The sequence below is a fragment of the Pseudarthrobacter sp. alpha12b genome (assembly GCF_054130495.1).
This window is the reverse complement of sequence record NZ_CP196746.1, coordinates 4470927-4491967: the sequence shown is the minus strand read 5'-3', so window position 1 is coordinate 4491967 and position 21041 is coordinate 4470927. Positions and strand designations below refer to the sequence as shown.

Below are 21041 nucleotides of genomic sequence, written 5' to 3'. Positions count from 1 at the left end.
TTGGGGTATGACGCCGGATGGGGAACAGGGCACCGCTCCTAAGGGAAGAGGCAACCAGCCGTACAGTGCGGGGGTCCAAGCAGCCGCACTTGCCGGGTTCCTGTTGGCGTCCCTGCTGGTGGCGGCGCTGGGCGGGCTGGCATCGGCGGCCAATGTCACGGGCTGGTACGCCACCGCTGACAAAGCCCCATGGTCCCCGCCCAACGGCGTGTTCGGCCCGGTCTGGACCATCCTCTACGCCGCAATGGCCCTCGCAGCATGGCTCGTGTGGCGCAAACGTACAGTCGGGACACGACAGGCCATGGTGGCCTACGCCATCCAACTGGCCCTCAACCTTGCCTGGACCCCGGTGTTTTTCGCCCTCTACCCCGCCTTTGGCACGGCAGCCCTGTGGTTGGGGCTGGCCATTATCGTTGCCCTGGTTGCTGCGGTTACGGTGACGGTGCTGCATTTCGGTCCCATCAGCCGGACGGCAGGACTGCTCCTGCTGCCCTACGTCTCATGGCTGGTGTTCGCTGCCAGCCTTAACTGGTGGGCGGCAGTGCACAACTAGGCGAACGGAGACCGGTCAGCCGGCCCTGCAGCCGGTGCATCAGCAGCCGGTCAGCATTCGACGACGTTGACGGCGAGGCCGCCCATGGCGGTTTCCTTGTATTTGGAGGACATGTCTTTGCCGGTTTCGCGCATGGTAATGATGACTTCGTCCAAGGAGACGCGGTGGGTGCCGTCGCCCCAGAGCGCCATTTTCGCGGCGTTGATGGCCTTCGCCGCAGCGATCGCGTTCCGTTCGATGCAGGGGACCTGGACCAGCCCGCCGATCGGGTCACACGTCAGGCCCAGGTTGTGTTCCATCGCGATTTCCGCGGCGTTCTCCACCTGCGCCGGGGTGCCGCCCATGACCTCGGCCAGGCCAGCGGCCGCCATCGAGGACGCGGACCCCACCTCGCCCTGGCAGCCCACCTCAGCCCCGGAGATCGAGGCCTGTTCCTTGTAGAGCACCCCCACCGCGCCCGCGGCGAGCAGGAACTTGACCACCACGGCATCCCGGTCGGCCTGGGTGGCCTGGTCCATGCCCGGGGCGAAGTGCAGCGCATAGAACAACACCGCCGGGATGATCCCGGCCGCCCCGTTCGTGGGCGCGGTGACCACCCGCCCGCCGGAGGCGTTCTCCTCGTTCACCGCCAACGCCACCAAGTTAACCCACTCCTGCCAATACCTGGGGTCGTAATGGTCCCGCCCGTCCTGCCCGTCCTGTTCGGTGTCTTCGGGGCGGGCGGTTTCTTTCTTCAGCCGCTCGTACCAGTCCGGGGCGCGGCGGCGGACCTTCAACCCGCCCGGCAGCACCCCCTCCCGCTTCAACGACGTCTGCACGCAGTTCTCCATCACGGACCAGATATGCAGCAAACCCTCCCGGATCTGCTCCTCCGTCCGGGACGCCTTCTCATTCACGAACATGACATCGGCGATGCCCAGCCCGGTCACCGCGCAGTGCTCCAGCAACTCCGCCGCGGTCCGGAACGGCAACGGCAACTCCTGCTTGGACGCGTCCAGTTCCTGCTGCGCCGCGTCCTCCTCACCCTCCCGGACAATGAACCCGCCACCGACCGAGAAAAACGTCGCCGCATGCACCACCGCACCGCCGGCGTCCGACACCGTGAACGTCATCCCGTTCGTGTGCCGCGGCAACACCGTCAACGGCCGCAACACCATGTCCTTCACCCCATACGGCAACGCCACACTGCCGGCCAGGTTCAGGGTCCCGGTCTCCGCGATCGAGGCCAACCGCTCCTCCACCTCATCAGGCAGGATCAGCTCCGGATGGAACCCCTCCAACCCCAACAAGACAGCGGTCATCGTCCCATGCCCATGACCCGTCGCCGCCAACGACCCATACAAATCCACCCGCAACCCAGCCACCTCAGCCAGCACCCCCGAGGCCTTCAACTCCTCCGCGAACACAGCAGCAGCCCGCATCGGCCCCACAGTATGCGAACTAGAGGGCCCAATCCCAATCGAAAACAGATCAAAAACTCCGACTGCCATAACTAAATCCTTACTGAAAACTGTGGTGAGGTGCGTGGCCGGCTTGGGTGGGCGGCTGCGGAATTCCTCCGCGTGCTGGCTCGTTCCTCGCCTCTGACGCACGCTTCCGGAATCCCCCAGCCACCCAGGGGTCCGTCACCAAAGCGACAGGGCAAGCAGGCAACGAGCAGGCCGACGATGGTGAGTGCCGGGAAAAGAAAAACACACCTAGTCCTCGCCCTCCCTCTTCCTGTTCGTGGCCCTCACCTTGGCCCCATGCACCGTGGCGACATGCCCACGAGCGTCGGCGGAGCCGGACTTTTCGAAAGCGTGCGTCAAAGCGAGGAACGAGCAGCACGCGTGAAAATGTCCGGTCCGCCGTCGCGAAGGTGACCACGGGGCAGCACGCGGAGGATGCCGCTCCCACCGGGACAAAGGCGACCAGGGACCAGCACGCGCGAAAATGTCCGGTCCGTCGGTGCCGCAGCCAGGCACAGCGAGGCACAAACCTTACTTGGCGCGGCGGTAGAACGGGAGGCCGACGACTTCGAACGGTTCGGCCTTGCCGCGGAGATCGATGTCCAAGGCGGTGCCGGGTGCCGAATGCTCGACGTCGACGTAGGCCATGGCGATGGGGTAGCCGAGGGTGGGCGAGGGCTGGCCGGAGGTGACTTCGCCGACGGTGGCGCCGTCCTTGAGGACGGGGTAGTGGGCGCGGCCTGCGCGCCGGCCCTTGCCTTTGAGGCCCACGAGGCGGCGGCCGGAGGTGCTGCCGGCGCCGGCTTCCTTTTTGGCGGCCAGCGCGGCCTTGCCAACAAAGTCGCCTTCCTTGGAGAGCGCGACGACGGGGCCCAGGCCTGCAGCGAACGGGTCGCCCTGCAGCGACAGTTCGTTGCCGTACAGGGGCATCCCCGCTTCGAGCCTGAGGGAGTCCCGGGACGCGAGGCCGGCGGGGGTCAGTTCCCCGTCGTCGGCGATGGCGATAAGTGCCTGCCACAGCCCGGGGGCGTCTTCGTTGTCCACGAAGATCTCGAACCCGTCTTCCCCGGTGTAGCCGGTGCGCGCGAGCAGGAGTTCCTTTCCGGCGCCACCCACCAGGAACGGAACCTCGACGGCGGCGTAGTACTTCAGCTCCGTCACCAGGGAGTGTTGCGCGGCCGGGACCAGGCGCAGCAGGAGTTCCTGGGCTTTGGGGCCCTGGACGGCAATCAGTGAGGTCCGGGCTGAGGCATCATCCACCACAACATTGAATCGCGCGGCCCGGTCCTGGAGGGCTGCCGCGACCACAGCGGCGTTGCCCGCGTTAGGCACCACCAGGAAGACGTCTGTACCGTCCTGTGCGGCGGGGCGGCGGTAGGTGATGAGGTCGTCGATGATGCCGCCCTCCTCATTGCAGATCAGCGAGTACTTGGCCTTGCCCACGGCCATGGCGGAGATCTTTCCCACCAGGGCGTAGTCCAGGAAGGCGGCGGCATCCGGGCCGGTCACCCAGACCTCGCCCATGTGGGAGAGGTCGAACAGCCCGGCCGACTTGCGGACGGCGTGGTGTTCGGCCAGTTCGGAGCTGTACTTCAACGGCATCTGCCAGCCGCCGAAGTCCGTGAAGGAAGCGCCAAGCTTTTTGTGCTCGTCGTAAAGCGCGGTGTATTTCTCGGTCATTGGTGCCGGTCCTTAGTTTTCGAAGTCTTCCAGGGGCGGGCAGGAGCAGATCAGGTTCCGGTCCCCGGCGGCACCGTCGATCCGGCCCACCGGCGGGAAGTACTTGTCCTGCTTGTGATGGGCAGGGAAGGCCGCCTGCTCCCGCGGGTAGGCGCGGTCCCAGTCAGAGCTGACGACGGCGGCTGCCGTGTGGGGTGCGTTGCGCAGCGGGGAGTCCTGGACAGAGAAGTCGCCGTTGGCCACCTGGTCGATTTCCTTGCGGATGGTGATCATGGCCTCGATGAACCGGTCGATCTCGGCCAGGTCCTCGGACTCAGTGGGCTCCACCATGAGGGTGCCCGCAACCGGGAACGAAAGGGTGGGTGCGTGGAAGCCGAAGTCGATGAGGCGCTTGGCCACATCCTCGGCGGTAACCCCGGTCCTGGCCGTCAGTTCGCGCAGGTCCAGGATGCACTCGTGCGCCACCAGCCCGCCTTCACCGGTGTAGAGCACCGGGAAGTACTCGTTCAGGCGGGACGCGACGTAGTTCGCTGCCAGCAGCGCGGACTTGGTGGCTTCGGTCAGGCCCTCACCGCCCATAAGCTTCACGTACGCCCAGGAAATCGGCAGCACGCCCGCGGAACCGAAGCGGGACGCGGAAATCGCAACCCCGTGCCCGTCCTCGTGGGCGGCCTTGTTCGCATCGCCCGGCATGAACGGTGCCAGGTGGGCCTTGGCAGCCACGGGTCCGACGCCGGGTCCGCCGCCGCCGTGCGGGATGCAGAAGGTCTTGTGCAGGTTCAGGTGGGACACATCCCCGCCGAACTGGCCCGGCTGCGCCAGCCCCACCAGGGCGTTCAGGTTGGCGCCGTCGATGTAGACCTGGCCGCCGGCAGCATGCACAGCATCGCAGACCTCGCGGACATCCCCGTCGTACACGCCGTGGGTGGACGGGTAGGTGATCATGATGCAGGACAGGACGTCCTTGTTGGCCTCGATCTTGGCCGTCAGGTCATCGTGGTCGATCGTGCCGTCAGAAGCCGTGGCCACGACCACGACTTTCATGCCGGCGAGCACTGCGGAGGCGGCATTGGTGCCGTGGGCCGAGGCCGGGATCAGGCAGACGTTGCGCTGCTGCTCCCCGCGGGAGTGGTGGTAGCCGCGGATCGCCAGGAGTCCGGCGAGTTCGCCCTGGGAACCGGCGTTCGGCTGGATGGACACCTGGTCGTAACCAGTGATCGTGGTCAGGTCCGCCTCGAGGTCGGCGATGAGTTCACGCCAGCCTTCGGTCTGGGAGTCCGGTGCGAACGGGTGGATGGAGGCGAATTCCGGCCAGGAGATGGCCTCCATCTCGGCCGTGGCGTTCAGCTTCATGGTGCATGAGCCCAGGGGGATCATGGTGCGGTCCAGGGCCAGGTCACGGTCCGAAAGCTTGCGGATGTAGCGCAGCAGCTGGGTTTCGGACCGGTGTGTGTTGAACACCGGGTGCTGCAGGTAGTCGGAGGAACGCTCGACGGCGGCCTCCAGCCCGAAGCCCTGGTCTTCACCCCGGCTGTCGGCAACCTTGGCGCCAAAGACGTCGGCAACCTGGGCGACGATAACCGGCGTCGTGGTTTCATCGAGGGCGATGCCGACGGTGTCGGCGTCGACGCTGCGGAGGTTGATGCCCCGCGCCTCGGCGTCGGCAATGATGCCTGCAGCCCGTCCGGGGACCCGGACGGTCAGGGTATCGAAGAAGCTGTTGTGCAGGACCTCAACGCCGGCAGCGGCAAGCGAGGTCGCCAGGGCACGGGCGTGGCCGTGTGCAGTTGCGGCGATCGCCTTGAGCCCGTCGGGGCCGTGGTACGCCGCGTACATGGAGGCGACGATGGCCAGCAGCGCCTGCGCGGTGCAGATGTTGGAGGTGGCCTTTTCGCGGCGGATGTGCTGTTCGCGGGTCTGCAGGGCCAGGCGGTAGGCGGGAACGCCGGCGTCGTCCTTGGACACGCCCACCAGGCGCCCCGGAAGCGAGCGCTCCAGCCCCTTGCGGACAGCCATGTAGGCAGCGTGCGGGCCGCCGAAGAACAGCGGAACACCAAAGCGCTGGGCTGAACCGACGGCGATGTCGGCGCCCTGTTCGCCCGGAGGGGTGATGAGGGTCAGGGCCAGCAGGTCAGCGGCCACCGTGACCAGTGCGCCACGCTCCTTCGCAGCGGCGATGACGCCGGACTGGTCCCAGACCCGGCCGGAAGCGCCGGGCTGCTGGAGCACGATGCCGTTGATGTCGCCCTCGGGCAGGCCCTTGGACAGGTCCGCGACCTCAACTTCGAAGCCGAGCGCCTCGGCGCGGCCCTTGACGATGGCGATGGTCTGCGGGAGCACGTCGATGTCCAGGACGGTCTTGCCATCGGCGGCGGGCTTGGCCTTGTTGGCGCGGCGCATCAACAGCACGGCCTCGGCCACGGCGGTGGCTTCATCCAGCAGCGATGCGTTGGCAATGGGCAGCCCCACCAGGTCCTGGACCATGGTCTGGAAGTTCAGCAGCGCCTCCAGCCGGCCCTGGGAAATTTCCGGCTGGTACGGGGTGTACGCGGTGTACCAGGCCGGGGCCTCCAGGATGTTCCGGCGGATTACGGCGGGGGTGATGGTGTCGTAGTAGCCCTGGCCGATCATCTGTACGGCGGTCTTGTTCTTGGCGGCCAGCTTCCTCAGCTCGGTGAGGACTTCAACCTCGCTGAGCGCATCCTGCAGTCGGAGGGCGGTTTCCTGGCGGATGACCTTGGGAACGGCGGTGTCAACCAGGGAGTCGACCGTGTCGTAGCCTACGGCCTTGAGCATGGTGTCGACGTCGTCCTGGCGGCGCGCGCCAATGTGGCGGTCTACGAAGGTGGTGGAGGCTGGGGTAACCGACACGAAGGAACTCCAATTATTCAGGCGGCGCAGGGTACGCCACAGCTATTCGGGTCCCTCCCCACTCTGTATTGGACCTGAGAGTTTCCGCGTGGCCTGCCTGGGCAGGACCCGCTTGCACCGTCGGTGAGCACAACAGTCTTTTCGCTCCCTAAAGGGAGGCAGGAAACTGCCTGCTGCTTTCCAGAGGTGCCTCGCCGCGGCGGTACGGGGGCCTGCGAGATTCCTGGGGAGGATTTGCTCCTACGGCGCCTGCCTGTACTTCCGGCAGAACTCTCCCGCCGCAGATCAAAGGCTATTCATTTGTTGGATCATGACGGCCGGTGACAGCCCTCACAACTCTCCATTGTCCTACGCCGCAGCCCCTCCCGGCAAATGGCCGGGACTACCTCCGGAGCCGCTCCAAAGCGGCCAGGAGTTCCTCCACGTCGGCGGCCGCTCCCCCTTCCGGCGCAGGGCCCACCGACAACATGGCGTTGAAGTACAACCCGTCCCCCATGTAGAGGACCGCCTTGGCCAGGCCCGGCCCCACATCGGCCGCAATCTCGTCCAGCCATCGCTGCTGGATGGCTGCGAACCGGCGCCGCGTCTCTTCGTGCGCCACTTCGGCAAGCCTGGTGGCGGCCACGATGACACGGTCCAGCGCAGTGTCAGCCCAGACGGAGGAACGGATGAAGTAGGCAGCGGCGCCTTCAGTAGCCGCAGCCATAGCGTCGGCGTCTTCCCGGGCCAGGCCCTCCAACCGGTCAAGCAGCACCGCTATGAGGGCTTCCTTGTTGGGAAAGTGGTAGAGGAGGCCACCCTTGGACACCCCGGCCTTCCGGGCTACGGCATCAAGGGTTGCGGCGCGCTCCCCCACTTCGATCAGCAGGGACTCGAAGGCGTCAAGGACCGCGTCACGGGCTACAGGCTTTCGGGGCATGCCTTCCATCATGCCCTTCACCGGGTGGGAAACCGGAATGCGCTCGAGTTTCAAACTATACCGTCCAGACGGTACAGTTATTGCATGACAACTTCCATCCGCTACACACCGGCCCACGCGGACAGCGCCGCTACACGCCGCCCGTGGCGCGACTGGCTTGCGCTGGGGATCCTGATGTTTCCGGTGCTGTTGGTGGCGGTGGACAACACCGCCCTGACCTTTGCCCTGCCCGCCATCACCCGCGCCCTGGAGCCTACCGGCCTGCAGCTGCTGTGGATCGTTGACGCCTATCCATTGGTGCTGGCCGGACTACTGGTGTCCATGGGCAGCCTGGGCGACCGGATTGGGCGGCGGCGGCTGCTGGTGATTGGCAGCATGGGCTTCGCCGGACTGTCCGCCGCCACGGCCTTTGCGCCCACGCCGGAGTGGCTGGTTGCCGGCCGCGCGGCCCTGGGCTTCTTCGGCGCCATGCTGATGCCGTCAACTTTGTCGCTGATCCGCAACATCTTCCCTGAGCCCAACCGCCGCAGGCTGGCTGTGGCCATTTGGGCCGCCGGCTTCTCCGGCGGCGCCGCCTTGGGGCCAATCCTGGGCGGATGGCTGGTGGAGCACTTTTGGTGGGGTGCCGTGTTCCTCGTCGCCGTGCCACTCATGGTCCCCCTGCTGGTGCTCGGGCCGGCCCTCATTCCGGAATCCAAGGACCCCGCGCCGGGCAAGGTGGACGTCCCGAGCATCCTGCTCTCCATGCTGGTCATGGTGCCCGTGGTCTACGGCATCAAAGCGGTGGCCACCGAGGGACCGGGCGCGGCGGGGCTGGGCAGCATACTCTTTGGGCTGCTGATGGGAGTGGCGTTCGTCCGGCGGCAGCACCGGCTGCGGCACCCACTGCTGGACATGTCGCTGTTCCGGAACAGGGTGTTCAGCATGGCCATCAGCGCCAACATCCTTGCCTTGTTCTCCTTCAACGGGTTCATCCTGTTCCTTGCCCAGCACCTCCAGCTCCTTGGGGGAATGACCCCGTCCGCGGCGGGTGTTGCCATGATCCCGGCACTGGCAGCCACGGTGGTGGCCGGCCTGGTGGTGGTGCCGCTGGTCCGCAAGGTCCGTCCTGGGTACGTAGTGGCGGCGGGGCTGGCCTTCAGCGCCACCGGCTACAGCATGGTGGCTTTCGGGAACCACGACGCCGGACCCTCGCTGCTGCTGGCGGCACTCCTGGTCCTGGCGTTGGGGGTGGGCACGGCGGAAACCATCTCCAACGACCTCATCCTCGGCTCGGCGCCGCCCGAGAAATCGGGGGCCGCAGCGGCGATTTCCGAGACAGGCTACGAGGTTGGCTCGCTGCTGGGGACCGCGGTTCTGGGGTCCATCCTGACGGCGTCCTACCAGCAGAACCTTCGGCTGCCCGCGGGACTGAACGGCATGCTGCCCGAATCCGCCCTGCACAACGCGGGGGAAACGCTGGCCGGCGCCGTCGAGGCGGCCAATCTCCTGCCCGCGCCCCTGTCGCAGCCCGTCAGGGACGCCGCGGCGGCAGCTTTCGACTCCGGCGTCCACATCACTGCGGCAATTGGGCTGGTACTGATGGCGACGGCGGCAGTGCTCGCCGCCGTCGTCCTCCGAAAGGTGCCAAAAGCGGCTTAGCCGCACTTCGGCAATGCGGTGCCTGCAGCAAAAAGGCGTCCGGCGCCGAGGGTGCTGCCCTCAGCGCCGGACGCCCCGGTGACATGCCCGCTATTTGGAGTCGGCGGCCGTGACCTTGGCGGTGGGCTTCATGTTTTCAGCCTGCACCATCCAGGCGAACTGCTCCAGGCGGGCGATGAACTCGTGGAGGAGGTCCGCGGAGGTGGGGTCTTCCTCATCCACTTCGTCATGGACTTTGCGCATGGTGCCTACGGCCGCCTCCATGGCTGCGACAATCCGCTCAATGGCATCCGCGGTGCTGATCAGCCCGTCAGGGAACTGGGCCAGGCTGGTGGTTTCGGCAACAGTGGAGCTGCGGCCATCCGGGAGCGCGTGCAGGGCGCGCATGCGCTCGGCGGTGTCGTCGGCGAACTGGCGGGCGGCGTCGACGATCTCGTCAAGCTGCAGGTGAAGGTCGCGGAAGTTGGTGCCCACGATGTTCCAGTGCGCCTGCTTGCCCTGAACGTGGAGCTCGATCAGGTCCGCCAGGACAGCCTGCAGGTTGTTGGTCAGTGTCGGTGAAGCTTTCATGCATCCTCCTCAATTGGTCCAATACGGCAGACGCTACCAGTCGTGGTGGGCATGCCGGCAGGGCCAGAGGAAATTTCTCAGTGAGCTTACTAATTCCCAAAAAGAGTCATAAAAGAATGTGATTCATATTGAGTCTTGCATCACAGGTCCGGCGCCTCCATACTAAATGAACGCCATTCATATAGTGACCTCCATCTCACAGCCTTCCAGAAAGTGGTGCCATGACAGAGACAATCCGCACCAGTACCGCCAAACCCGGTCCCCACGCCCACGCGCCCGCCGCGGACGGTGTCAGCGCCAAGGGGCTCAAGGGCGGGCAGCTCGGGCTCCTCGCCGTCGTCGTCCTGGGCATTTCAACCATCGCCCCCGCCTACACCCTCACCAGCGCACTGGGTCCAACCGTCAACGAAGCCGGACTCCAGCTGCCAGTCATCTTCCTGATCGGGTTCATCCCCATGATCCTGGTCTCGCTCGCCTACCGGGAGCTCAACGCCGACTCCCCGGACAGCGGCACTACCTTCACGTGGGTGACCAAGGCGTTCGGGCCCTGGATCGGCTGGATGGGCGGGTGGGGCCTGCTGGCAGCGAACATCATCGTGCTGTCCAACCTGGCGGGCGTCGCCGTCGACTTCTTCTACCTCTTCCTGTCCCAGCTCACCGGCTCCCCCGAACTGGCAGACCTTGCGGACAACAAAGCGTTGAACGTGGTCACCTGCTTCGTTTTCGTGGCACTGGCCGTCTGGGTCAGCTACCGCGGCCTGCACACCACCAAGATGGTGCAGTACAGCCTGGTGGGCTTCCAGCTGCTGGTACTGGGCCTGTTCGTGGCCATGGCCTTCGCCAACTGGTCCACGTCGGAAACGGCCATTCCGTTCAGCTGGGACTGGTTCGACGTCACCAGGATCGAGACGTTCGGGCAGGTCGCCGCCGGCATTTCCCTGTCGATCTTCGTGTATTGGGGCTGGGACGTCTGTCTCACGGTCAACGAGGAGACGGCCAACGGCAAGAAGACCGCCGGCGCGGCCGGCACCCTGACCGCCGTCATTGTCCTGGCCATCTACCTCCTGGTCAGCATCGCCACCATGATGTTCGCCGGCGTCGGCGATACCGGAAACGGCCTGAACAACGCCGAAAACCACGAGAACATCTTCACCGCGCTGGCCTCCCCCATCATGGGCCCCTTCGCCATCCTGATGTCCCTCGCCGTGCTCTCCAGCTCCGCCGCATCCCTGCAGTCAACGTTCATGTCGCCGTCCCGGAGCCTGCTGGCCATGGCGCACTACGGCGCCCTGCCGGAACCCTTCAGCCGCATCAGCAGGAAGTTCGCCACGCCGGGCTTCGCCACCATCGCCGCCGGCGTGATGTCCGCGGGGTTCTACGCAGTAATGCATGTGGTCAGCGAGAACGTCCTGAATGACACCATCCTGGCCCTGGGCCTGATGATCTGCTTCTACTACGGCCTCACGGCCCTGGCCTGCACGTGGTACTTCCGGCACAGCCTCTTCAACAGCGTCCGCCACTTCGTGTTCCGGCTGGTGTGCCCGGTGGTGGGCGGCGTGGGCTTGTTCGTGGTGTTCGTCCAGACCGCTCTGGACAGCCTGGCTCCGGAGTTCGGCAGCGGTTCCGAGGTCTTCGGCGTGGGCCTGGTGTTCATCCTGGGCGTCGGCATCCTGGCTTTGGGCGCCGTGGTCATGCTGGTCATGTCCCGCACCCACCCGGGCTTCTTCCGGGGCGAAACCCTCAAGCGGGACACCCCCGCCCTGGTAGTCCCGGAGTAAGTCCGCAGTCCACAAAGGTGCCGTGCCCCCAGCCAGGGGCACGGCACCTTTTGTGGTTCACGACGACGGACCGCTCACCAGTAGTGCGCCACGTCGATCACCAGGCGGGAGCCGGAGCCCGGGCCGTCCAGGGTGAACACCCGGAACGGAAGGCGGGCGCGGACGCCCAGGCCGAGGCTTGTGTACCCTTCAAAGCTTCCGGCGGAGACCACTTGGCGGAAGGTCTGGTAGCCGGACACGTTGCTCAGCTCATTCCGGTCAGCAGGACTGTAAGTGGGGTTGCCGTTCTGGTCGTAGGAAGGCGCCATGATGCTGACGTGCAGGCGCGCGCCGCCCCGTACCGGAATGAAGGCCCCCGAGCCCTCCTGCTCGATCCGCGGTACATACTGCACCGTGTAGGAGACCGCAGGCCCGTTGAGATCAACCACCAGCCGGTCGAAGCAGTAGTGCTGACCGCTCCGGACGTTGGTGACGGATGCCGGCCCGGCGCCCTGCCCGGTTTTCGCGAGCGAGCCCCAGGTGAGCCCACAGTAGGGCGCCGCCGAGGCAGGCGCTTGACCCACTAATCCCAGCCCCGCAGCCAGCAGGATGGCTGCGAGCCAGATGGAGAACTTTTTCATTGCGGTGCCATCCACGAATAGAAGCCGTCGGATGCCTCCAGCGTAGGAGTGTTCGGACCCGGAAACGAGTGAGCATTTTGATAACAACGGCGCCCGCGGACAAAGCAGCGCCGGCCACCTCAAGGAGGTGGCCGGCGCCGGCAAAATAAGGGAAAAACCTTAACCTTCGCAGTCGCGGCAATACTTCAGGCCGTCCTTTTCGCGGGCAACCTGCGACCGGTGGCGGACCAGGAAGCACGACGAGCAGGTGAACTCGTCGGACTGTTCGGGAACCACGATGACGGTCAGTTCCTCATTGGACAGGTCGGCGCCGGGCAGGTCGATGCCTTCAGCGGTGTCGTTCTCGTCGACATCGATAACCGCGGTCTGCGCGTTGCCGCTCCGTGATGCCTGGAGGGCCTCGAGAGAGTCGGCGGGCGACTCTTCTTCCTGCTTGCGTGGAGCATCGTAATCGGTAGCCATAGCATGTTCACTTTCGTTGCTGCGCAGCGCCATTTCAGGCACCTCAGTGAAGCAGTTTAGGGCATTATCCCGCTACCGGCGCAATAGTGTGCTTAAGCAGACATCCCGCCGCTTCCAGGGGCAGTTACTGCGTGCTCCGAGCGGGCCTGGTGAGCTCCGATGGACACCCCGCTCAGCGCCGGAAGCCAACCCCACCGGGTGGCGTCAGCCATGGCGCCGGCGGCACTTGACTCGGATTCGTACGTAAAGGTGTCCAGCAGCCAGTCGCGGAGCCGGACGAGCAGGGTAGCCGTCATGCCTGAAACCTACGCAGCGATTGTTGTGGCCACGTTTCGCCGGGGTCTCCCCCTGATTAAATCCGGTGCTGGTTCCTCAGCCGGGCGGGGCCGTACTGCTGCGCACGACGAGTTCCGGCTCCACCACCAGCGTCCGCGGTCCCTCCGCGCCGCCGAACGCCGTGAGCATCATGTGGATGCACCGCCGGCCCAGTTCTTCAAAGTCCTGCCGGACCACCGTCAGCGGCGGGCTGAAGTAGCCGGCCTCCGGCTGGTCATCGAAGCCCACCACGGACATGTCCTGCGGCACCCTGATGCCGGCCTCGGTCAGGGCGCGCAGGACCCCCAAGGCCATCTGGTCGTTGCCTACAAAGAGGGCAGTGGCACGGCGCGTGGCGGCAATCTTCCGCCCGATTTCATAGCCGCTGCCCGCGCTCCAGTCGCCCTCGATGATCAGGTCCGCCGTGAGCCCGGCGGAATCCAGGGTGGCCCGCCAGCCGTCGGCGCGGGCCACGGCGTCAATCCAGTCCTGCGGCCCCGCGACGTGCCCGATCCGGACGTGCCCCTGCCCTATCAGATGTTCCACGGCCAGTTCGGCCCCGCGGCGCTGATCCACCTTGACGCCGCCCACGGTGTCATTTCCGTTGGGACCCACGGCCACCACCGGCACTCCGATGGGCAGTTCCGCCAGGGCGGCCAGCGTCTCCAGGTGCGGCACGATCACCACGAGTCCGTCCACCGACTGGTCCAGGAAGTGCCGGACGGCGTCCAGGATCGCGTCCCGGTTAACCTCCCGCAGCGCAGCCACACTGACGAAGTACCCAGCGTCCCGTGCAGCGCGTTCCACCCCCAGCAGGGTGTTGGCAGGCCCGTACTGCGAGAGCTCGCTTGCCAGGACTCCGATGGTCTGCGAGCGCCGGGTGACAAGGCTGCGGGCAGCGGAGTTGCGGCGGTAGCCGAGAGCGGCAATCGCCGCTTCCACCTTCCCGCGGGTCCCGGGGCTCACGTTGGGGTGGTTGTTGACCACCCGTGACACGGTCTGGTGCGAGACCCCGGCCATTTCCGCCACGTCCTCGAGCCTGGGCAGCCGGCATGGCCTGCCGTCCGTCACGGGGTTCTTGTCCTTGGCAGCCGCCGGGGCCGGGACCTCAGCCGTGCCACCGGATCAGATCCCGCCGGCCAGTTTGTAGTAGGCGGCGTTCCAGTTCAGGTCCTTCTTGAACTGGCGGATGGTGGTGCCTTCGTCGATGGTGAGCAGTTCCGTCTTGGCGATCTCGGCGAAGTCCTCGAACACATCCATGCCCACTTGGGTGGAAAGCACGGTGTGGTGGGCGGCGCCGGCGGTTAGCCAGGCTGCGGCTGAGGTGGCGAAGTCCGGTTTGGGCTCCCACAGTGCGCGGGCCACGGGCAGGTTGGGCAGCGGCTGGTCCAGCGGAACAACGTCGACGGCGTTGGCCACCAGGCGGAAACGGTCCCGCATGTCGGACAGGGCGACGACGACGCCCGGGGAGGCATCGGCGTCGAACACCAGCCGGACCGGATCTTCCTTGCCGCCGATGCCCAGCGGGTGGATTTCCAGCCGCGGCTTGGTGGCCGTCAGGGAGGGGCAGACCTCCAGCATGTGGGCGCCCAGGATCTTCTCCGAGCCGGGCTCCAGGTGGTAGGTGTAGTCCTCCATGAGGGAGGCGCCGCCCGGCAGGCCCGCGCCCATCACCTTGGCGGCGCGGACCAGGATGGCAGTTTTCCAGTCCCCTTCGGCGCCAAAGCCGTAGCCGGCAGCCATCAGCCGCTGCACGGCGAGGCCGGGAAGCTGGCGCAGGGCACCCAGGTCCTCGAAGGACGTGGTGAACGCCGCAGAGCCGTTGCCCTCCAGGAAGCTGCGCAGGCCCAGCTCGATCCGGGCGCCGTACCGCAGCGATTCGTGCCTGGCCGCGCCTGCGCGGAGCTCCGGCACCACATCATAAAGGCCCTCATACTCGGCCACCAGGGCGTCGACGTCGGTCTCCGCCGCACCGTGCACGGCGTCGGCAAGCTCGTTGACGGACCAGGTGTTGACTGCGACGCCGAAGCGGAGCTCGGCCTCGGTCTTGTCGCCTTCGGTGACGGCCACGTTGCGCATATTGTCGCCAAAGCGCGTGAGCTTCAGGCTGCGGACGGCGGCCCAGCCGGCGGCGGCGCGCTGCCAGGACCCCACCTGGCGTGCCACCTCGGGGTTGGAGACGTGCCCGACGACGGTCTTCCGGGCAATGCCCAGGCGTGACTGGATATACCCGAACTCGCGGTCGCCGTGAGCGGCCTGGTTCAGGTTCATGAAGTCGAAGTCGATGTCCGCCCACGGCAGGTCCCGGTTGGCCTGCGTATGCAGGTGCAGCAGGGGCTTCCGCAGCAGGTCCAGGCCCTGGATCCACATCTTGGCAGGGCTGAACGTGTGCATCCAGGCCGTCACCCCGATGACCGAATCATCCGAGTTCGCCTCCAGCGCGGTGCGGCGGATGGCATCCGAATCGGTCAGGACCGGTTTCCAGACGATCTTTACCGGGACGGCCGAACTGGCGTTGAGCTGGTTGGCGATCTCCTGCGACTGGGCCGCCACCTGCTTGAGGACTTCCTCCCCGTACAGGTGCTGGCTGCCGGTGAGGAACCAGACCTCGTAGCCGTCGAGGGACGTGTTTGCTGCGGTGCTCATAAATTCTCCTGGGAAGCTAAGGTGACGGCGCTGGTTATTGGCCGTAGACGTTCTGGTAGCGGGCGTAGAGGGATTCGATGGAGCCCTGGTCGATGGGCAGCGGATCGCCCAGCTGCCTCGAGATATGCACCGTGCGCGCCACTTCCTCGCACATCACGGCGGCCTTCACGGCGGACCTGGCATCCTTGCCGATGGTGAACGGGCCGTGGTTCTGCATCAGGACCGCCGGTGAATTGGAGTTCTTCAGCGTCTCCACGATGCCGTGGCCGATCGAGTCGTCGCCGATCAGTGCGAACGGGCCCACCGGGATGGAGCCGCCGAACTCGTCCCCCATCATGGTCAGCACACACGGGATTGCCTCACCCCGGGCGGCCCAGGCCGTGGCGTAGGTGGAGTGCGTGTGGACCACCCCGCCCACCTCCGGCATGTGGCGGTACACGTAGGCGTGCGCGGCAGTGTCCGACGACGGCGACAGCGGCGGGTTGCCCCAATCCACAGTGCCGCCGCCCCCAACGTTGGTGCCCCTGACTGGCGTGCCATGCAGGTCGGTCACGATCATTTGCTCCGGAGTCAGGTCCTGGTAGGAGACGCCGGAGGGCTTGATGACCATGAGGTCGGTGCCGGGCACCCGGGCGGAGACGTTGCCCGCGGTCCACACCACCAGTTCGTAGCGGGTCAGCTCGGCGTGCAGCGCACACACTTCCTGGCGGACACGGGCGATGGTTTCCAGGATTCCGGTTTCGGTGCTCATGCGGACACCTCCACGGTTGTTTCGGGCTCGGATCCGGCGCCGGGCAGGACGGTCCGGGCGGCTTTGCGCTGGATGGCCTTGAGCCGGTGCATCACGTCATTGCTGCCACGGCCAAAGTAGTCGTGCAGGATCTTGTACTCCTGGAACAGTTCGTCGTACGCGGCCGCGTTTTCCGGGATCGGCGTGTAGACCTCGCCGGGTTCGGAGCCCATGGCCCGGGCAGCTTCGCGGATGTCCGCGTATTCACCCGCAGCGACGGCGGCATGGATGGCCGATCCCAGGGCCGGGCCCTGCTCCGAGCCAATGGTGGACAGCTGCAGGCCGGTGGCGTCCGCGTAGATCTGCATCAAAAGTTTGTTCTTGAGCAGGCCGCCGGCCACGATGAATTCCTTGACCGGAACGCCGGCGTCACGGAAGGCGTCCACGATGGTGCGTGTCCCGAACGCGGTGGCTTCCAGCAGGGCACGGTACGTGTCCTCGGGCCTGGTGGCGAGGGTCTGGCCCACCACGATGCCTGAGAGCTCGTGGTCCACCAGGACTGAGCGGTTGCCCGAGTGCCAGTCGAGCGCGATCAGGCCGTGCTCCCCGATGGCCTGCCGGGAGGCCAGTTCGGTGAGGTATTCGTGGATCCCCAAACCCGCGTCCTTGGCAGCCTGGTGGTATTCAGGCGGCACGCCGTACTTGGTGAACCAGCCGAAGATGTCCCCCACGCCGGACTGCCCGGCCTCGTAGCCCCACAGCCCCGGGACGATGCCGCCGTCCACCGCCCCGCACATTCCCGGCACCTCCCGCAGTTCCGTGCCGTTCATGACGTGGCAGGTGGAGGTGCCCATGATGGCCACCAGCTGGCCGGAGTCCACTGCCTTGGCAGCCGGGGCCGTGACATGGGCGTCAACGTTTCCCACGGCCACGGCGATGCCCTCCGGCAGCCCGGTCCAGGCTGCCGCCTCCGCCGTCAGGGTGCCGGCGGCGTCCCCCAGCCGTCCGATGGTGTGCTCCAGCTTCGTGCTGACAAAATCCTTGAAATCCGGGTTCAGGGCGGCCAGGAAATCCTCCGAGGGATACCGCCCGTCCTGGTAGATGCCCTTATAGCCGGCGGTGCAGGCGTTGCGTACATACTGGCCGCAGAGCTGCCAGACGATCCAGTCGGCTGCCTCCACCCAGTGGTCCATTTCGGCGTAGGCCTCCGGATCCTCTTCCAGCAGCTGCAGTCCCTTGGCAAACTCCCATTCGGAGGAGATCAGTCCTCCGTAACGGGGAAGCCAGTCTTCACCCCGCTCGGCAGCAATCCGGTTGATCCGGTCGGCCTGCGCCTGGGCGGCGTGGTGGCGCCACAGCTTCACGTAGGCGTGCGGACGGTTGGCGTAGCCGGGCAGTTCGTTCAACGGTGTGCCATCGGCTTTGACGGGCACCATGGTGCAGGCGGTGAAGTCCGTGGCAATACCGACGACGGCGGCCGGATCGATCCCCGCGTCAGCCACCGCGGCGGGGACCGCGGTGCGCAGGACGTCCCGGTAGTCGTTAGGCACCTGAAGCGCCCATTCCCCGGGGAGGCGTGGACCGTCGTCGCCCGCCACGTCTTTGGGCAGGGAATCGGTCACCACCGCATGGGGATACTCGTGGACGGCGCTGCCGAGCTCCTTGCCGTCGCGGACCCGTACCACCACGGCACGGCCTGAAAGGGTTCCGTAGTCCACTCCAATGACGAAGTGGTCCTGGCGGGGCTCGGAGCTGGAAGAGAACAGCGCATCTGGCATGGGGTTGCCTCCGTCCGGGAGGCATGGGCCTCAATACCGGTTTTTGTAGGGTCAGGGTCAAGCTAAGTGCTGCAGCAAGTGTGAACGCTAACAAAGCAGAAGTCAACGAAGTCGAAATACTTTCGAGGTTTCGGGCACGGAACTCTTGTTAGCGTTCACAAATCAGTCTATATTGAACCGACACATCAACAATGTGGCCAGGACCCGGAGCGCCGTTGCTTCCCGGTCCAACAACACTTCGCGGTAATGCTGCCGCGGAAGGAGATAATGGTGAGAATCAAAAAACTCATGGGCGCGGTGGCCCTTGTCCTCGCCCTGACCGTGGGGGCTACCGGTTGCGGCTCCCGTGGCGGAGCCAGCGAATCCAGCAGTGCGGCGAAGCCCAGCGACTCGCTGGTCGGCATCTCAATGCCTACCCAGACATCCGAACGCTGGATTGCCGACGGCGCCAACGTTGAGAAGTCCCTGAAGGACCTTGGTTATAAGACGGACCTCCAGTTCGCCAATGACGACATTCCCACCCAGGTGTCGCAGATCGAAAACATGCTGACCAAGGGCGCCAAGGCCCTGATCGTTGCCGCCATTGACGGCACCACCCTGACCGATGTCCTGGCAAAGGCCAAGGAGCAGAACGTCAAGGTCATCGCCTACGACCGCCTCATCAACGGCACGCCCAACGTTGACTACTACACCACGTTCGACAACTACACCGTGGGCGTCCAGCAGGCCACCTCGCTGCTGACCGGCCTGGGCCTCGTAGATGCCAGCGGCAAGAAGGTGGACGGCAAGGGCCCCTTCAACATCGAACTTTTCGCCGGGAGCCCCGACGACAACAACGCCAACTTCTTCTGGACCGGCGCCATGGACACCCTCAAGCCCTACCTGGATGCCGGCACCCTGAAGGTCCCCAGCGGCCAGACCAAGTTTGAGCAGGCCGCGATCCTTCGCTGGCAGGCTCCCGTGGCGCAGAAGCGCATGGAGGACATCATCACCTCCGCCTACAGCTCCGGCACCAAGCTGAACGGCGTCCTTTCCCCGTACGACGGCCTGTCCATCGGCATCATCTCGGCCCTCACCAGTACCGGCGGCTATGCCAAGGGCACCCTGCCGGTGGTCACCGGCCAGGACGCCGAGAAGGGCTCCGTGAAGTCCATCATCGCCGGTGAGCAGTACTCCACCATCTTCAAGGACACCCGCCAGCTCGGCGCCCAGGCCGTCAAGATGGTCGACGCCGTCCTCAAGGGCCAGGAACCTGAAACGAACGACACCAAGACCTACAACAACAAGGTCAAGGTTGTGCCGGCCTTCCTGCTGAAGTCCGTGATCATCACCAAGGACAACTACAAGAAGGAACTGATCGACTCGGGTTACTACAAGGACGCCGACGTCAAGTAGTCAGCGACCGGGGGCTGTGGCCGGACCTCCATCCGGCCACAGCCCCGCCCGCAACCTCCTGCAGCAGCAGGAGGCCAAGCTTCGACCAGTCAGTGGGAATTGACGATGAACACACCCATTCTTCAAATGCGAGGAATCACCAAGACGTTCCCGGGCGTGAAGGCGCTGCAGGACGTCACCCTGGATGTGAACCGTGGAGAGGTCCACGCCATCTGCGGTGAAAACGGAGCCGGCAAATCAACGCTCATGAAAGTGTTGTCCGGCGTTTATCCACACAACACCTTCGATGGGGAGATCCTCTTCGAAAACGAACCCTGCAACTTCTCCAGCATCTCGGACAGCGAGAAGCGGGGCATCGTAATCATCCACCAGGAACTGGCGCTGAGCCCGTACCTCTCCATCGCCGAGAACATCTACCTGGGCAACGAACAGGCCACCAACGGATGGGTGGACTGGCGCAAGACCAACCTGGAGGCAGCAAAGCTGCTGGCCCGCGTGGGCCTGGACGAGAACCCCGTCACCCCTGTGCAGCACATCAGCGTGGGCAAGCAGCAACTCGTGGAAATCGCCAAGGCGCTGTCCAAGGAAGTGAAGCTGCTCATCCTGGACGAGCCCACGGCCGCCCTCAACGACGAAGATTCCGGCCACCTGCTGGACCTGATCCTCCATTTGAAGGGCCAGGGGGTCACCAGCATCATCATCAGCCACAAACTCAACGAAATCCGCAAGGTGGCCGATGCCGTCACCATCATCCGGGACGGCAAGACCATTGAGACCCTCCGGCTCGATGAAGGCCAGATCACCCAGGAACGGATTATCCGCGGCATGGTGGGCCGGGACCTTGAGAGCCTGTACCCGGACCGCGAGCCGAATATCGGCGAGGAAGTCCTCCGGATCGAAGACTGGTCCGTCCGGCATCCCCAGGACCACAGCCGCATGGTGGTCAGGAACGCCAACCTGCATGTCAGGAAGGGCGAAGTGGTGGGACTTGCCGGGCTGATGGGCGCGGGGCGCACTGAACTCGCCATGAGCGTTTTTGGCCGCACCTACGGCACCGCCACGTCCGGCAAGGTCTACAAGTACGGCGAGGAGATCAACACCTCTACCGTCTCTGACGCCATCAGGCACGGCATTGCCTACGCCACCGAAGACCGCAAGCACTACGGCTTGAACCTCATCGAGGACATCAAGCGCAACATCTCGCTTGCGGCGTTGCGCAAGCTTGCCAAACGCGGCTTCGTGGACAAGAACCAGGAGACCGTGGTGGCCAACGGCTACCGCAAGAGCATGAACATCAAGGCGCCCTCGGTGGCCGCCATCACGGGGAAGCTCTCCGGCGGGAACCAGCAGAAGGTAGTGCTGAGCAAATGGATGTTCTCGGACCCTGATGTGCTCATCCTCGATGAACCCACCCGCGGGATCGACGTCGGCGCCAAATACGAGATTTACACGATCATCACCAAGCTCGCGGCCGAAGGAAAAGCCGTGATCGTCATTTCCTCGGAACTTCCCGAGCTCCTGGGCATCTGCGACCGGATCTACACCCTCGCCGCCGGCCACATCACCGGTGAAGTGCCCATCGCCGAGGCCACCCAGGAAACCCTGATGCACTACATGACCAAAGAGAAGGAATAG

General features: G+C 65.5%; 17 protein-coding genes, 1 pseudogene and 1 riboswitch. Of the genes and pseudogenes, 5 read left to right on the top strand and 13 right to left on the bottom strand.

What is annotated here, in order from left to right:
- Positions 1–7: 7 nt before the first annotated feature.
- Positions 8–553 (top strand): TspO/MBR family protein, encoded by a 546-nt coding sequence (locus tag ACTAQI_RS20840; RefSeq protein WP_457948433.1) that lies wholly within the window; start codon positions 8–10, stop codon positions 551–553.
- Between the two features lie 50 nt (positions 554–603).
- On the opposite strand, the gene ACTAQI_RS20835 is transcribed toward ACTAQI_RS20840, so the two are convergent.
- The 4 genes from ACTAQI_RS20835 to ACTAQI_RS20820 form a co-directional block, all read right to left on the bottom strand.
- The gene (locus ACTAQI_RS20835) at positions 604–2043 is read right to left on the bottom strand and encodes an L-serine ammonia-lyase (RefSeq protein WP_457948432.1); all 1440 of its coding nucleotides are present in this window, start codon (positions 2041–2043) and stop codon (positions 604–606) included.
- Positions 2044–2532: 489 nt separating this feature from the next.
- Positions 2533–3681 (bottom strand): glycine cleavage system aminomethyltransferase GcvT, encoded by a 1149-nt coding sequence (gene gcvT, locus ACTAQI_RS20830; protein WP_457948431.1) that lies wholly within the window; start codon positions 3679–3681, stop codon positions 2533–2535.
- A gap of 12 nt (positions 3682–3693) precedes the next feature.
- Positions 3694–6552, bottom strand: a complete 2859-nt coding sequence (gene gcvP, locus ACTAQI_RS20825; RefSeq protein ID WP_457948429.1) for an aminomethyl-transferring glycine dehydrogenase — start codon at positions 6550–6552, stop codon at positions 3694–3696.
- Positions 6553–6742: 190 nt separating this feature from the next.
- Positions 6743–6840: riboswitch (glycine riboswitch) on the bottom strand.
- Positions 6841–6934: 94 nt separating this feature from the next.
- Positions 6935–7471: a TetR/AcrR family transcriptional regulator gene (locus ACTAQI_RS20820; protein ID WP_457948428.1), complete on the bottom strand. Its 537-nt coding sequence runs from the start codon at positions 7469–7471 to the stop codon at positions 6935–6937.
- 84 nt (positions 7472–7555) lie between these two features.
- Here ACTAQI_RS20820 and ACTAQI_RS20815 point away from each other — a divergent pair, with 84 nt between their 5' ends.
- Positions 7556–9112: an MFS transporter gene (locus ACTAQI_RS20815; RefSeq protein ID WP_457948426.1), complete on the top strand. Its 1557-nt coding sequence runs from the start codon at positions 7556–7558 to the stop codon at positions 9110–9112.
- Positions 9113–9202: 90 nt separating this feature from the next.
- Here ACTAQI_RS20815 and ACTAQI_RS20810 read toward each other — a convergent pair whose 3' ends face one another.
- The gene (locus tag ACTAQI_RS20810) at positions 9203–9682 is read right to left on the bottom strand and encodes a Dps family protein (RefSeq protein WP_306632365.1); all 480 of its coding nucleotides are present in this window, start codon (positions 9680–9682) and stop codon (positions 9203–9205) included.
- Between the two features lie 221 nt (positions 9683–9903).
- On the opposite strand from ACTAQI_RS20810, the gene ACTAQI_RS20805 reads away from it, so the two are divergent.
- Positions 9904–11460 carry an APC family permease gene (locus ACTAQI_RS20805; protein ID WP_457948424.1) on the top strand — a complete coding sequence of 519 codons (1557 nt, stop codon included), beginning with the start codon at positions 9904–9906 and terminating at the stop codon, positions 11458–11460.
- A 74-nt stretch (positions 11461–11534) separates the two neighbouring features.
- Here the strand turns inward: ACTAQI_RS20805 and ACTAQI_RS20800 are convergent, their stop codons facing one another.
- From ACTAQI_RS20800 to araB, 8 genes and pseudogenes are all read right to left on the bottom strand, one after another.
- Positions 11535–12080 (bottom strand): AMIN-like domain-containing (lipo)protein, encoded by a 546-nt coding sequence (locus ACTAQI_RS20800; protein ID WP_457948423.1) that lies wholly within the window; start codon positions 12078–12080, stop codon positions 11535–11537.
- A 159-nt stretch (positions 12081–12239) separates the two neighbouring features.
- The gene (locus tag ACTAQI_RS20795; RefSeq protein ID WP_018762118.1) at positions 12240–12542 is read right to left on the bottom strand and encodes a DUF4193 domain-containing protein; all 303 of its coding nucleotides are present in this window, start codon (positions 12540–12542) and stop codon (positions 12240–12242) included.
- A 92-nt stretch (positions 12543–12634) separates the two neighbouring features.
- The gene (locus tag ACTAQI_RS20790) at positions 12635–12838 is read right to left on the bottom strand and encodes a hypothetical protein (RefSeq protein ID WP_457948422.1); all 204 of its coding nucleotides are present in this window, start codon (positions 12836–12838) and stop codon (positions 12635–12637) included.
- Positions 12839–12914: 76 nt separating this feature from the next.
- Entirely contained in the window at positions 12915–13928 is a 1014-nt protein-coding gene (locus ACTAQI_RS20785; protein WP_457948421.1) for a LacI family DNA-binding transcriptional regulator, read from the bottom strand.
- Positions 13925–13990: pseudogene (locus ACTAQI_RS20780) on the bottom strand (hypothetical protein); the annotation flags it as partial. The gene ACTAQI_RS20785 and the pseudogene ACTAQI_RS20780, both read right to left, overlap by 4 nt.
- Positions 13983–15503 carry an L-arabinose isomerase gene (gene araA, locus ACTAQI_RS20775; RefSeq protein ID WP_457948420.1) on the bottom strand — a complete coding sequence of 507 codons (1521 nt, stop codon included), beginning with the start codon at positions 15501–15503 and terminating at the stop codon, positions 13983–13985. The pseudogene ACTAQI_RS20780 and the gene araA, both read right to left, overlap by 8 nt.
- A gap of 34 nt (positions 15504–15537) precedes the next feature.
- A complete protein-coding gene (locus ACTAQI_RS20770; protein WP_457948418.1) occupies positions 15538–16254 on the bottom strand; it encodes an L-ribulose-5-phosphate 4-epimerase in 717 nt (238 codons plus the stop codon).
- Positions 16251–18011 carry a ribulokinase gene (gene araB / locus ACTAQI_RS20765; RefSeq protein ID WP_457948416.1) on the bottom strand — a complete coding sequence of 587 codons (1761 nt, stop codon included), beginning with the start codon at positions 18009–18011 and terminating at the stop codon, positions 16251–16253. Before araB ends, ACTAQI_RS20770 begins: the two co-directional genes overlap by 4 nt.
- Before the next feature lie 267 nt (positions 18012–18278).
- Here araB and chvE point away from each other — a divergent pair, with 267 nt between their 5' ends.
- Both chvE and mmsA read left to right on the top strand, forming a co-directional pair.
- Positions 18279–19406 (top strand): multiple monosaccharide ABC transporter substrate-binding protein, encoded by a 1128-nt coding sequence (gene chvE, locus ACTAQI_RS20760; protein ID WP_457948415.1) that lies wholly within the window; start codon positions 18279–18281, stop codon positions 19404–19406.
- A gap of 105 nt (positions 19407–19511) precedes the next feature.
- Positions 19512–21041, top strand: coding sequence for a multiple monosaccharide ABC transporter ATP-binding protein (gene mmsA / locus ACTAQI_RS20755; RefSeq protein ID WP_457948413.1), 1530 nt, complete (start codon positions 19512–19514; stop codon positions 21039–21041).